This window comes from Nocardia sp. (genome assembly GCF_025465275.1).
GTDB lineage: Bacteria > Actinomycetota > Actinomycetes > Mycobacteriales > Mycobacteriaceae > Nocardia.
In genome coordinates, this window is sequence record NZ_JAODNK010000001.1 from 20357 (window position 1) to 33217 (window position 12861).

The 12861-nt window shown below is 67.4% G+C and carries 15 protein-coding genes; 7 read left to right on the forward strand and 8 right to left on the reverse strand.

Annotation, left to right across the window (positions count from 1 at the left end):
- Positions 1-18: 18 nt before the first annotated feature.
- Together JWN03_RS00110 and JWN03_RS00115 are read right to left on the reverse strand one after the other, a co-directional pair.
- Positions 19-678 carry a response regulator transcription factor gene (locus JWN03_RS00110; RefSeq protein WP_297607733.1) on the reverse strand — a complete coding sequence of 220 codons (660 nt, stop codon included), beginning with the start codon at positions 676-678 and terminating at the stop codon, positions 19-21.
- 120 nt (positions 679-798) lie between these two features.
- Complete coding sequence (locus JWN03_RS00115) at positions 799-2016, reverse strand: sensor histidine kinase (RefSeq protein WP_297607735.1); 1218 nt, start codon at positions 2014-2016, stop codon at positions 799-801.
- A 125-nt stretch (positions 2017-2141) separates the two neighbouring features.
- On the opposite strand from JWN03_RS00115, the gene JWN03_RS00120 reads away from it, so the two are divergent.
- The 4 genes from JWN03_RS00120 (at position 2142) to JWN03_RS00135 (ending at position 4976) form a co-directional block, all read left to right on the forward strand.
- Positions 2142-3038, forward strand: coding sequence for an ABC transporter ATP-binding protein (locus tag JWN03_RS00120; protein WP_297607738.1), 897 nt, complete (start codon positions 2142-2144; stop codon positions 3036-3038).
- A complete protein-coding gene (locus JWN03_RS00125) occupies positions 3035-3883 on the forward strand; it encodes an ABC transporter permease subunit (RefSeq protein WP_297607741.1) in 849 nt (282 codons plus the stop codon). Before JWN03_RS00120 ends, JWN03_RS00125 begins: the two co-directional genes overlap by 4 nt.
- A gap of 105 nt (positions 3884-3988) precedes the next feature.
- Positions 3989-4435 (forward strand): SRPBCC family protein, encoded by a 447-nt coding sequence (locus JWN03_RS00130; protein WP_297607744.1) that lies wholly within the window; start codon positions 3989-3991, stop codon positions 4433-4435.
- 97 nt (positions 4436-4532) lie between these two features.
- On the forward strand, positions 4533-4976 hold the full coding sequence (locus tag JWN03_RS00135; protein WP_297607746.1) for an OsmC family peroxiredoxin: 444 nt from the start codon (positions 4533-4535) through the stop codon (positions 4974-4976).
- A gap of 92 nt (positions 4977-5068) precedes the next feature.
- On the opposite strand, the gene JWN03_RS00140 is transcribed toward JWN03_RS00135, so the two are convergent.
- Entirely contained in the window at positions 5069-5383 is a 315-nt protein-coding gene (locus tag JWN03_RS00140; RefSeq protein WP_297607748.1) for an antibiotic biosynthesis monooxygenase family protein, read from the reverse strand.
- 42 nt (positions 5384-5425) lie between these two features.
- On the opposite strand from JWN03_RS00140, the gene JWN03_RS00145 reads away from it, so the two are divergent.
- The 3 genes from JWN03_RS00145 (at position 5426) to JWN03_RS00155 (ending at position 8507) form a co-directional block, all read left to right on the forward strand.
- Positions 5426-6169: an alpha/beta fold hydrolase gene (locus tag JWN03_RS00145; RefSeq protein WP_297607751.1), complete on the forward strand. Its 744-nt coding sequence runs from the start codon at positions 5426-5428 to the stop codon at positions 6167-6169.
- 78 nt (positions 6170-6247) lie between these two features.
- The gene (locus tag JWN03_RS00150; protein WP_297607754.1) at positions 6248-7417 is read left to right on the forward strand and encodes an acyl-CoA dehydrogenase family protein; all 1170 of its coding nucleotides are present in this window, start codon (positions 6248-6250) and stop codon (positions 7415-7417) included.
- 277 nt (positions 7418-7694) lie between these two features.
- Positions 7695-8507, forward strand: a complete 813-nt coding sequence (locus JWN03_RS00155; protein ID WP_297607756.1) for an enoyl-CoA hydratase/isomerase family protein — start codon at positions 7695-7697, stop codon at positions 8505-8507.
- A 3-nt stretch (positions 8508-8510) separates the two neighbouring features.
- Here the strand turns inward: JWN03_RS00155 and JWN03_RS00160 are convergent, their stop codons facing one another.
- From JWN03_RS00160 to ispD, 5 genes are all read right to left on the reverse strand, one after another.
- The gene (locus tag JWN03_RS00160; RefSeq protein WP_297607759.1) at positions 8511-8789 is read right to left on the reverse strand and encodes a DUF4190 domain-containing protein; all 279 of its coding nucleotides are present in this window, start codon (positions 8787-8789) and stop codon (positions 8511-8513) included.
- Between the two features lie 156 nt (positions 8790-8945).
- Positions 8946-9929, reverse strand: a complete 984-nt coding sequence (rlmB, locus tag JWN03_RS00165) for a 23S rRNA (guanosine(2251)-2'-O)-methyltransferase RlmB (RefSeq protein ID WP_297607762.1) — start codon at positions 9927-9929, stop codon at positions 8946-8948.
- Positions 9930-10157: 228 nt separating this feature from the next.
- Positions 10158-11558 carry a cysteine--tRNA ligase gene (cysS, locus tag JWN03_RS00170; protein ID WP_297607764.1) on the reverse strand — a complete coding sequence of 467 codons (1401 nt, stop codon included), beginning with the start codon at positions 11556-11558 and terminating at the stop codon, positions 10158-10160.
- 84 nt (positions 11559-11642) lie between these two features.
- Positions 11643-12110 carry a 2-C-methyl-D-erythritol 2,4-cyclodiphosphate synthase gene (gene ispF / locus JWN03_RS00175; RefSeq protein WP_297607896.1) on the reverse strand — a complete coding sequence of 156 codons (468 nt, stop codon included), beginning with the start codon at positions 12108-12110 and terminating at the stop codon, positions 11643-11645.
- A 14-nt stretch (positions 12111-12124) separates the two neighbouring features.
- On the reverse strand, positions 12125-12859 hold the full coding sequence (gene ispD / locus JWN03_RS00180) for a 2-C-methyl-D-erythritol 4-phosphate cytidylyltransferase (protein ID WP_297607899.1): 735 nt from the start codon (positions 12857-12859) through the stop codon (positions 12125-12127).
- Positions 12860-12861 lie beyond the last annotated feature (2 nt).

Consider the following 12861-nt stretch of genomic DNA (forward strand, 5'->3'; position numbering starts at 1 on the left):
GCCCTTGGCAGGTTGCCGCTATTGCCAGCCGGGGCGGACGAGGCCGGATTCATAGGCCAGGACCACCAGTTGGGTCCGGTCGCGCGCACCGAGTTTGAGCAGGATGCGGCTCACATGGGTGCGGGCGGTGGCAGGGCTCATGAAGAGACGTTCGGCGATTTCGGCATTGGTCAGGCCTTCTGCGACCAGTGCCATGACCTCGCGTTCGCGGTCGGTGAGTTCGGTGAGGGTGGCGGGGGCAGGCTTGGCGTGTGAGGCGAATTCGGCGACGAGCCGGCGGGTGACGCTGGGGGAGAGCAGGGCATCGCCGCCGGCCACTACGCGAATGGCCCGCACCAGGTCGGCGGGTTCGGTGTGCTTCACCAGGAATCCGGTGGCCCCGGCGCGCATGGCCTCGAAGACGTATTCGTCGAGTTCGAAGGTGGTCAGCACCACCACCTTCACCTCGGAAAGTTCGGCGGCCGCGGCGATTTCGCGGGTGGCGGCCAGCCCGTCCAGTACCGGCATGCGAATATCCATGAGCACGACATCCGGGGTGAGTTCCCGTGCCAGCCGCACGGCCTGTTCGCCGTTGTCGGCCTCGCCGACAACCTCGATATCGTCCTGCGCGTCCAGTAGTGCGGCGAATCCGGCGCGCACCAGCGCCTGATCGTCGGCGATCACGACCCGAATACTCACGAAACCTCCTGTTGGGCTGCAGCTTCGCAGCTGCCGGGTCGATATGTCGAACCTACGCAGCCGGTTTCGGATGTGCCATCGCGGTGTGTCGTCCGAATGCGCTCGATCAGCACGGCGCGCCTAGGCAGCGGGTTCGGGGCGGGCCAGGTGAATGGGCAGGCGGGCTTCGACCCGGAAGCCGCCACCGACCTTCGGTTCGGCCAGCAGTCGCCCGCCCAGCGCGTTCGCCCGTTCGGTCATTCCGATAATGCCGTGCCCGCCGCTGGATACCCCTGTCGCCGCGCGCTCCGGCCGGGTGTTCTCGACGCACAGTTGCAGTCTGTCGACCGAATACCGCACTGTGACAAGCACACTCGCCCCTGGTGCGTGGCGCACCACATTGGTGAGCGATTCCTGCACGATGCGGGCGGCCGCGACATCCACCACCGAGGGCAGGCGTTTCACCGGCCCGGTCACAATGGTGCGCACCTGCAGCCCGGCGGCACGGGCGGGCTGGGTGAGCCCGTCGAGATCGCTGATGCCGATGGTCGGTGTGGTGGGTGCGGCCACACTGCTGGTCCCGGACCGGATGGAGCGCAGTAGTGCGTGCACCTCGCCGAGAGCATCCTTACTGGCGGCCTTGATGGCGGCCAGCGCGGTCGCCGCCTGTTCGGGGCGCCGGTCGATGAGTTCCAGCGCCACCGAGGACTGCACATTGATGAGCGAGAGGCTGTGTGCGAGCACATCGTGCAGTTCGCGGGCGATGGTGAGCCGCTCCTCGCTGGCGCGCTGTTCGCGCTCGGCCTGTTCCCGGGCGCGTTCGGCTGCTTCGCGTTCGTGCTGCGCCTGTTCGCTGCGCTCGACTTCCGCTTCGCGCTGGTTGCGCGCCAGCACGGCCGCGCGCCGCTGCCGGATGCCCTCGGCGATCGCGGCGAGCACGATCAGCCAGGCCAGCAGTCCGAATTCCTGCCAGGTATCGGTGGGGTAGCCGCGCCATCCGGGCATCGGCCACACCATCAGCAGATATCCGAGCGGGACGAAAGAGTAGGTGTACCAGCGTGATCCGATGACGCCCGCGGTGAGGAAGGCGATCACCAGTGAAAAGAAGATCGGTCCGTACCCGTACCCGATGAGTACGTAGGCGGCGGTGATCGCCAGCGTCGCGTAGAACACCGGGTACGGATACCGCCGTCGTACCGCCAGTAGTAGCGCTCCGACGGCCAGTAGCGCGTATCCGAGCAGGTCGAGCTGTCGCATCTGCGGTTGGTGCTCGTTGGCCAGGGTGCCCGCACCGAGTTGGATCGCGGCCACCACCAGTGCGAGCAGCACATCCCACCACCGTGCCGCACGAGTCTCCATAGCTGAACGGTAGCGCCGTACGCGCCTCCGCGGCACTGTCTCGGCGGTAAATACGTCGAGATACGTATGCCGGATCGCGCTGTGCGGCGGATGTTTCCCCGCAGGTGGCAGCGGACTCTTGAAGCATGAACGAAGCGATCGTCGAGACCGACCGGCTGACCAAACGCTACGGTTCGCACACCGCCGTGGATGCCGTGAGCATGACTGTCCGCCCTGGTGAGATCTACGGCTTCCTCGGCCCGAACGGCGCGGGCAAGACCACCACGCTGCGCATGCTGGTGGGCCTCATCCGGCCCTCCGGCGGCACCGCGACGGTGCTCGGACAGCGCCCCGGTAATCCCGAAACCCTGCGGCGCATAGGCGTTCTCATCGAGGGCCCGGGTTTCTACCCCTACCTGTCCGGCCGCGACAACCTGCGCGTGCTGGCCAAGTACCGCGGTGTCGGCCGCGAAGAAGTGGAGCAGGTGCTGGCCCGGGTCGCCCTGGCCGGCCGCGGCAATGACAAATTCCGCACCTACTCACTCGGTATGAAGCAACGCCTCGGTGTCGGCGCCGCCCTGCTTGGCCATCCCGACCTGCTGATTCTCGACGAACCCACCAACGGCCTGGATCCGGCCGGTATGGCGGAGATGCGCGAACTCATCATCGGCCTCGCTGCCGACGGGCACACCGTCGTGCTGTCCAGTCACCTGCTCAGTGAAGTGCAGGAGATCTGCGATCGTGTCGGCGTGATATCCGGCGGCCGTCTGCTTGCCGAGTCCACCGTGCGCGAATTACGTGGCGCGGCATCGCTTTTCCTGCGTGCCGAGCCGCTCGAACTGGCCTTCCCCGCGGTACGCGGGGTGGTCGGAGATCGGTCCGCACTGCTGACCGCCACCGGCATCAGAGTTGATGCCGGTGTGGCAATGGCGCCCGCGGTGGCCCGTGCGGTGATCGGTGCGGGTGCGGATCTGCTGGAACTGCGCAGCGATGAAAAGTCTTTGGAAGAAGTGTTTTTCGAGATGACGGAGACGGCGAAATGACCGACCTGCTGGCAAGCACCCGGGCCGAACTGCTGCGACTGCGCAAGTGGCCCGCCTTCTGGATCGTGCTCGGAACCTGGATCCTGCTGAACCTGACCTTCGCCTACCTGTTCAACTACCTGGCCTACACCTCCGGCACCAGTACCCGAATGTCGAACGGTCAGCCCCGTGACGTACTGCTGCAGCAGATGCTTCCGAGCGCGGTGCCGGAGGTCTTCACCCAGGGCATGGCCATGTTCGGCGGCGCGCTCATGCTGGTGCTCGGCGCACTTGCCATCGGCAGCGGCTACGGCTGGGGCACCTGGAAAACCGTTCTCACCCAGGGCCCTTCGCGGTCGGCGGCGGTCGGCGGCGTGGTGCTGAGCCTGGCGGCGACGGTGGTCGCGCTGGTGCTGGTCGCCTTCGTCGTGGATACCGGAGTGGCGGCGCTCATCGCCTCGACGCAGGGCCAGTCCCTGGCACTGCCTTCGGCGGGCCGCATGCTGCTCGGAATCGTCTCTGGCACAGCCATTCTGGGTATGTGGACACTGGCGGGCGCACTGATCGGTGCGATTGCCCGGGGACCGGCGCTGGCTGTCGGACTCGGCCTGGTGTGGGTGCTGGTGGTGGAGAACCTGCTGCGCGGTGTGGCCGGAATCTTTTCTCCGATAAGGGCTCTCACCGATCACCTGCCGGGTACCGCCGCCGGATCGCTCGCGGGTTCACTGCGGACGACCACCGGCCCGGCCACCCCGGGCGTGCTGGACATCCTCACCCGAGCTGAGTCCCTGCTGATTCTCGCCGCCTATGTCGCCCTCTTCGTGGCGGGCACGGTCTGGCTGATCCGCCGCCGGGACATGGTCTGAGCGTCACACGGTGGATGCCGCCGCTGTCATGGCAGCGGCGGCATCGTGCTGGTGCGGGTGACCAATCCCGAATGAACCGCGGGGCGGCCGGTATCGTGCTCCGCCATGGACGTTGCGCCGATCCGGCCTCCCGATCTCTCCACGCGGCCGTTCTTCCTGGTCGCCGAGCGCATTATGGCGGCCTCGCCCGACGAGCTGTACCGCATGTGCACCCGCCAGCTGAGCCTCTGGTTCGCCGATCCGGGTTCGGTGCTGTCCCGCCCCGCGGTGAACGAGCCGTTCTTCTTCACCGCGGGTGGCGGCCATCCGCACTACGGCCGCTTTCTGCGACTGGAGCCCGAGCGCCTGGTGGAACTGACCTGGGTGACCGGCGCCGGCGGCACCGAAGGCGCGGAAACCGTGGTCACCGTGGAACTTTCACCCCACGGCGCGGGCACCGGCCTCTTGCTCACCCACGCTGGATTCCCCAATGCCGAGTCTCGCGACCGCCACGAACAGTCCTGGCCGGCAGTGCTCGCGCAACTTGACCAGCGCGCCGCCGCGGCCGTCTGAACGGAGTAGGTTCGAGGCCGTCCGGCTGTCGGGGTTCGGGGGCGAAGCCCCGGAGAGTCCCGGGAGTTGGCCCACCCCATTCATTGAAAGGACAGTGATGCCTACACGTACCGCGCGCACCGCTTGGACCGGCGGGCTGCAGGACGGCTCCGGTCAGGTCGAGCTGGTGAGCTCCGGCGTCGGCAAGTACGACGTCTCCTTCCCGAAGCGCGCCGCCGATAATGCCGACGGCACCACCAGCCCGGAAGAGCTGATCGCCGCCGCACACTCCTCCTGCTACGCCATGGCGCTGTCGGGGCAGGTCGGCGCGGCCGGCGGCACCGTGGAGAGCCTGGACGTCACCGCCGACGTCACCCTGGGCCCGGACCCGGCCGGTGGTTTTCGCATCTCCAAGATCAAGCTGACCGTGGTCGGCCGCGCCTCCGGCATCGATGAGGCGGGCTTCCTCGCGGCCGCCGCCGGTGCGAAGGCGGGCTGCCCGATCTCCAAGGCGCTCGCGGGCGTCGACGATATCGAACTGGACGCGACCTTCGAGTCCTGATCCCGGGCACAGGTTTTCGCTGCAACGCAACAGGCAGTGCCGGTATGTCACCGGCACTGCCTGCGTCGTCGGGTCCCGCGGTGGTGCGTCGATCAGCCGTTCTTGCTCTGCACGTCGAGGACGACCTCGAACTCCAGCAGCGAGGCGCCGGTCGAGACCGGCTGCCGGTTCTCGCCGCCGGCGTGCGCGGTCCGGGCCGGGCCGTCACGCCAGGCCTCGAAGGAGTCGTTGGAATCCCAGTGGGTGACAACGAAGTACCGGTTGTCGCCGGAGACCGGGCGGAGCAGCTGGAAGCCGAGGAAGCCGGGGGAGTTCTCGACCGCGTGCGCGCGCTGGGCGAAACGCTTCTCCAACTCGGGGCCGGAGCCCTCGGGAACCTCGATTGCGTTGATCTTGACGACTGCCATGCGCCCGAATGTACTACGCGAATCGGACGTATCGTCGAAGCGATGTTTAACGACGAAGGTGGCACAGGCGTACCGATCCTGCTGTTGCATGGGCTGATGGGCAGCGCTCGTACCTGGCGAGGTCAGCTGGAGTGGCTGCGCGAGTTCGGGCATGTCTACACGTTCGACGCGGCCGGGCACGGCCGCCCCGCACCGGACGTACCGACCACCGAGGCGTTTGTCGCGGACCTGGCGGCCGCCACCGCGCAGATCACCGAACCCATGGTGGTGATCGGGCATTCGATGGGCGGACTGCACGCGTGGATGTTCGCCGCCGCGCATCCGGATCGGGTGCGCGCCCTCGTGATCGAGGATATGGCCCCGGACTTCCAAGGCCGCACCGCCGAACACTGGGCCGCGGTGATCGGGGCCTGGCCGCAGCCGTTCCCGAATGATGCCGCGGTACTGGAGTTCTTCGGCCCGGTGGCGGGCCGGTACTTCCTCGACTCGTTCACGCACGGCCCGGACGGCTATCGCCTGCACGGCGAGGTGGCCACCTTCCGTGATATCTCGGAGGAGTGGGGCACTCGGGATTTCTGGAGTCAGTGGCAGTCGATCACCGCCCCGGCCTTGCTCATCGAGGGCGAATACACCATCACTCCGCCCGGTCAGATGCGGCGGATGGCCGAGCTGCATCCGAATGCCCGCCATGTCGTGATCGCGGCGGCGGGCCACCTCGTGCACGACGATCAACCCGCCGCCTACCGGGCCGAAGTCGAAGATTTCCTGCGCCGGGCACTTGTTTGATGGCGGGTGCCTTCAGTCTCCGAACCGGCGCATCGTATGCTCGGCTCGCACGCAACCCGGAATGAATGGTGACCAACGATGATCGACTTCACGATTCCCGCCGAACTCGCCGCCGAACGCGATCGGGTACGCCAATTCGTCATCGACAAGATCGTCCCCTACGAGCGTGATCCGCGGCTGACCGCGCACGGCCCCACCGACGAACTCCGCCAGGAGCTGGTCGAATTGGCGCGCGCTGAAAAGCTGCTGACCGTGCAGGCTCCCGTCGCCCTGGGCGGCCGCGGACTCACCCATATCGAGCAGGCCGTGCTCTACGAGGCGGCCGGCTGGTCCACCCTCGGCCCGGTCGCCATGAACTGCGCCGCACCCGACGAGGGCAATATGTTCCTGCTCTCCAAGGTCGCGAACCAGGAGCAGACCGAGCGCTTTCTGCAGCCGGTCATCGACGGCCACCAGCGTTCGGTCTTCGCCATGACCGAACCCGACGGCGCGGGCAGCGACCCCAACCAGCTCACCACCGCCGCCACCTTCGACGGCGAGAACTTCACGATCAACGGCCGCAAATGGCTGATCACCGGCGCCGACGGCGCGAAAACGTGGATCATCATGGCGCGCTTGGCCGATAACCCGCACCTGCCCGCGGGCCCGACCCTGTTTCTCTGCGACGGCGACGCGCCCGGCATCGTCATCGAACGCATCATGAACACCATGGACCGCAATTACGTCGGCGGCCATGCGGTGGTGCGCTTCGAAAACCTGGTGCTGCCCAGGGAATCCGTGCTCGGCGAGACCGGTCAGGCCCTGCGGTACGCCCAATTGCGGCTCGCCCCGGCCCGTCTCACGCACTGCATGCGCTGGCTGGGCGCGGCCGAGCGCGCACAGTCCATCGCCATCGACTACGCCAAGACCCGCACCGCCTTCGGCAAGCCGATCGGCGAGCACCAGGGCGTGTCGTTCATGCTGGCGGACAATGAGATCGCGCTGCACCAGTGCCGCCTCACCATTTGGCACGCCTGCTGGCTGATGGATCAGGGCGAGAAGGCCCGGCACGAGAGTTCCATCGCCAAATCGTTCGTCTCGGAGGAACTGTTCAAGGTCACCGACCGCTGCGTACAGGTGCTCGGCGGCATCGGCATCAGCGATGAGACCGTGGTGGAGATGATCTTCCGCGATATGCGCGCCTTCCGTCTCTACGACGGCCCGACCGAGGTGCACAAGTACGCCATCGGACGCCAGATACTCCGTTGATTTGCTGTATTTTCTGCCTCCGCTTCGCTGCGGCGGGTTCGCGGCCCCCGTTGTCTCGTTCTTCCCTCCTTCCGCTCCTCCGCTCCACTCAGTCCAGAACGAGACGGGCCGCGAACTTGGGGTGGATCAGATCGAGACGGGCCGCGAACTTGGGGTGGATCAGATCGAGACGGGGCCGCGAACATGGGGTGGATCAGATCGAGACGGGGCCGCGAACATGAGGGAACCGCTGTGTAATCGGGTCGGGCGAGGCGCCCTCTGCGTTTAGGATTCGGTCATGAGTTCGGAACTGCATGTGGACGTGTCCGACGGGGTCGCTGTGCTCACGCTCAACCGGCCTGCTCAGCAGAACGCGCTCACGCCGAAGATGGCGGCGGCGCTGGGTGCGGCGCTACGGCGCTGCGATACCGAGGATGCGATCGGCGCGGTCGTCATCACCGGCACGCCGCCCGCATTCTGCGCGGGCGCGGATCTGTCGCTGAAGTCCGGCGAGGTGAACGGCCTCATCGATCCGCCGCCCTTCCGCATTCGCAAACCGGTCATTGCCGCGGTGAACGGGCATGCGGTGGGCATCGGCCTGGAAATCGCGCTGCAGTGCGATCTGCGGTACGTGGCGCGTGATGCGGTGTACGGCCTGAACCAGGTCCGCCGCGGTGCGATCGCGGGCGGCTACGCGCACTGGACGCTGCCCCGGCTGGTCGGCAATGCCAATGCCGCCGACCTGCTGCTCACCGGCCGTACCTTCGACGGTGAAGAGGCACAGGTCCTCGGTGTGGCCAATTCCTGCCTGCCCGCCAGCGAGGTGTTGCCGACCGCGCTCGCGGTGGCGCACGACATCGCGCACGGCTCCGCGCCGCTGCCGGTGGCGCTGTCCAAGCGACTGCTCTGGGAAGCGCCCGCCATGACCCCGGAAACGGTGGGCCGCCTGGAAACCGAACTCAACGACTATGTCGCCAAGAGTGCTGACGGCGGCGAGGGTGTGGCTGCGCTCAAGGACCGCAGGCCGCCGAAGTGGACCGGCAGCGTCAGCTCCGAATGGCCCGCCTGGGACGCCGTCACCGGCAGTGCGCCCCGCCCCGGACTGGATTGAGCCTCAAGCCCTTCCGCTGACCACCATCATCAGGAACAGGATTCCGAACAGGACCATGAATATGGTCCCGACGATCCCCAGCACGTAGCCGACCACCACCTGCACCCGCCCGCCGTACGCGCCCCCGGACGCCTCGATCTCGTTCAGCGCGCGCCGCCCCATGACCCAGGCCACCGGCCCCAGTGCGCCACAGCAGAACACGCTGAGCGCCCCCATGATCAACACCGCCGTCGCATACTCGTGCTCGGTGGGTGCGCCGATGGGCTGCTGAGGGATGACCACCGCCTGATTTTACGTTCGGAGCGGCAGAATTGCCTTCGGACTCGCGGTGTTCGGTTGTGCGACACCGCTTCCGCGTGTCGTGATAAGCGAATCCGCGCAGGCCCGCCCCGAATCGCCTATCGGTTTGTGCCGGAGGCGATTCGGGGGCGGCCGGGCTCAGGCGCGGCGCTGGCGGGCGATGTCGGCGAGGACCACGCCGGCCGCCACCGAGGCATTGAGCGATTCGACCGGTCCGGCCATCGGAATGGAGATGATGGCGTCGCAGGTTTCGCGGACCAGACGGGACAGGCCTTTACCTTCGGAGCCGACCACGATGACAGTCGGTGTGCTGCCGTCGAATTCGTCCAGATGGGTGTCGCCGCCGGCGTCGAGGCCGACGATCTGGTAGCCCTCGTTCGCCCAATCCTTCAGGGTGCGAGTGAGATTCGTGGCGCGAGCGACCGGCAGCCGAGCCGCGGCACCGGCGCTGGTGCGCCATGCGACCGCGGTGACGCTGGCACTGCGCCGCTGCGGGATGACCACGCCGTGACCGCCGAACGCCGACACCGAACGAATGACCGCACCCAGATTGCGCGGGTCGGAAATATTGTCGAGCGCCACCAGCAGGGCCGGCGTGCCGGAGGCCCGCACGCGCGCCACCATGTCGTCCGGATGCGCGTAGCGGTACGGCGGCACCTGCAGGGCGACGCCCTGGTGCATACCGTTGCGGCTCATCTTGTCCAGGTCGCTGCGCGGCACCTCGAGAATGGTGATGCCGGCGTCCGCGGCAATCTTCACCGATTCGGTGAGCCGGTCGTCGTTCTCGGTGCCGACCGCGACGTACAGCGCGGTGGCCGGAACCTCCGCGCGCAGGCACTCCACCACCGGGTTGCGGCCGAGTACCAGCTCCGGACCCTCGTTGTCCTTGCGACCGGCGATCGGACGGCTCGCATTGCGGGTGCGTGCGTCCGCGGCCGAGGTCTTCGCCTTCGCCGCCGCCTTGGCCCGCTTGGCCGCGGGATGCTTGGTGCGCTCGACCGCGGGCGGTGTCGCGCCCCGGCCCGCCAGACCGCGGGTGCGCTTGCCGCCGGAGCCGACGACGGCCCCCTTCTTGGTGCCGTCCTTGCGGGTCGCACCGCGTCGCTGCGAATTGCCTGCCATTACTTCGCCTTCCGTATTACGCGGGAAACCCGCAGTCGGCCGGTCACGGGAGAACCCGCGCTCCGTCGATCATGCGGGAAACCTGCATCCGGTCGGCGCAGCGAACGGCTGCGCCCAAATATCTGTGCCACCCGAAGGCAGCGTGGCTGTCGGACCCGGCGGTCGGCCGCGTCGCGTCTCGCCTCGAGTATCTCGAGACCCTGTTCCGCCGGGAGTACCCGGCCGAACTCAGCGTTCTTCCTTGGTCAACGACCATTCCGGGCCACGGGGAGTATCGGTGACCTCGACTCCCGCCGCCTTCAGGCGATCGCGGACCGCGTCGGCCGCTGCCCAGTCCTTATCGGCCCGAGCCTGCTGCCGGCGCTCCAGTTCCGCGCCGATCAGCACATCCAGGGCCGCGACCGCGGTGGACGAATCGGCGGGTGCGGCCCAGTGCGGATCCAGCGGGTCCACGCCGAGAATGCCCAGCATGGTCCGGATCTGCCCGGCCAGCACGCGCGCGGTGTCCAGATCGCCCGCCTCCACGACCTTGTTGCCCTCGTGTACCAGCCGGTGAATTTCGGCCAGCGCCTTGGGAACTCCGAGATCGTCGTTCAGTGCGTCGGCGAAGGCCGGGGTCCAGGTCCCCGGGAGAATATCCCCGGTCCGCTCGGCCACCCGCTGCACGAAGGCCTCGATCCGCTGGTAGGCGGCCGCGGCCTCGGTGAGCGCCTGATCGGAGTACTCGAGCATGGAGCGGTAGCTCACGCTGCCCAGGTAGTAGCGCAGCTCGACGGGCCGTATGCCCACCCGCTGCAGCACATTCGGAATGGACAGCACATTGCCCAGCGATTTGGACATCTTCTCGCCGCCCATGGTCACCCAGCCGTTGTGCAGCCAGTAGCGGGCGAACCCGTCCCCGGCCGCACGCGACTGCGCGATCTCGTTCTCATGGTGCGGGAAGATCAAATCCATTCCGCCGCAATGGATATCGAATTCGGGGCCGAGGTAGAACTCGGCCATGGCGGAGCATTCCAGATGCCAGCCCGGACGCCCCGGACCCCACGGCGACGGCCAGCTCGGCTCACCGGGCTTGGCGGCCTTCCACAGCGTGAAATCGCGCAGATCCTTCTTGCCCTGCCCGAGGCTCTCGCCCTGGTGCACATCGTCGAGCCGGTGCCCGGACAGCCTGCCGTAATCCGGGAAGCTCACCACGTCGAAATAGACATTGCCCTCGGACGGGTACGCGTGCCCGCGCTCGATAAGGCGCTCCATCATGCACACCATCTGCGTGATGTGGCCGGTTGCGCGCGGTTCCGCGGACGGCGGCAGCACACCGAGTGTGTCGTAGGCGCGATCGAAGGCGCGCTCGTGCGTGGCAGCCCATTCCCACCACGGGCGGCCGTGCTCGGCGGCCTTATTCAGAATCTTGTCGTCGATATCGGTGACGTTCCGGATGAAGGCCACGTCGGAACCATTGGCGCTCAACCAGCGTCGCAGCACGTCGAAGGCGACGCCGCTGCGCACATGTCCGATGTGGGGTTCGCCCTGCACGGTGGCGCCGCACAGGTACACCGAAGCGTGGCCGGGGACCAGCGGAATGAAATCACGCAGGGTCCGCGTCTCGGTGTCGAACAGGCGCAGAGTCACGACCAGGCATCCTAGCTGTTGAGATATGGCGGAAGACGGGCGGATACGGCATGGGGCAGCCGCGAAGGGAATTGCGGTGGCGGTTCAGGACCGACAACACAGCAGGGCGGTGGCAACCGACGCCACGCCTTCACCACGGCCGGTGAGTCCCAGACCGTCGGTGGTGGTGCCGGAGACCGACACCGGTGCACCCAGAATCTCGCCCAGTACCTGTTGCGCCTCGGCGCGCCGCGGACCGATCTTGGGCCGATTACCAATTACTTGTACAGCCGCATTGACAATTGTGAAGCCGGACTCATCCAGCAGCCGCCGTACTTCCTTCAGCATGGCCGCTCCGGACACGCCCTCCCATTCGGGACGACCGGTGCCGAACACCGCGCCGACATCGCCGAGACCGGCGGCCGACAATAGGGCATCACACAGGGCGTGAGCAGCGACATCGCCGTCGGAATGGCCTTCGCAACCACTATCGCCGTCGAACAGCAGACCCGCCATCCAGCAGGCGCGGCCGGGCGCGACGGGGTGCACATCGCTGCCGATGCCGACGCGCATGGCGGTGGGGTCGATCATGTGTTCGCCACCGCCTCCCGGTCCTGGTCACGCTGCTGCACGGGGACGGAAATCCCACCCTGTGCCACCAGTGTATTAGCGAGTACCAGGTCCAGGGGCGTGGTGATCTTGAAAGCCAGCGCATCGCCCGGCACCGTGCGCACAATGGCGCCCAGCAGCTCCACCAGGCCCGCATCATCGGTTGCCTGGGTACTGGTCGCATAGGCCGCGCGCAAAAGCTGCGCATCGAAGCCCTGCGGAGTTTGTATGGCGCGCAAAGTGGATCGATCGGGAGTTCCAGTGACCGCGCCTGTGGCATCGACGGATTTGATGGTGTCGGTGACAGGCAGAGCGGGCACCACAGCCAGCGCGCCCGCGCGCAGTTCGTCCACCACCCGCGTGATAAGCGCCGGCGGCGTGAGCGCACGGGCCGCGTCGTGAACGAGTACGAGAGTGGCGTCCGGGGCGGCGTCGAGACCTGCCCGGACCGAATCGGTGCGCTCGGCTCCGCCGGGCACCACATGTACCGGAATTTCGGTGACCGGCAGGAGAGCGCGGGTCTCGTCGACCAACTCGGCGGGCACCATCACCACAACCTCGTCGACGGACCCGGAGGCGATCAGCCCCTGCACTGCCAGTGCGAGCATGGGACTGCCGCCGACCGGAACGAATGCCTTCGGTTTGGATTCACCGAGGCGCACGCCCATGCCAGCGGCAGGAACCAGCGCAACGACATGACTGTCGCCGTGCAATG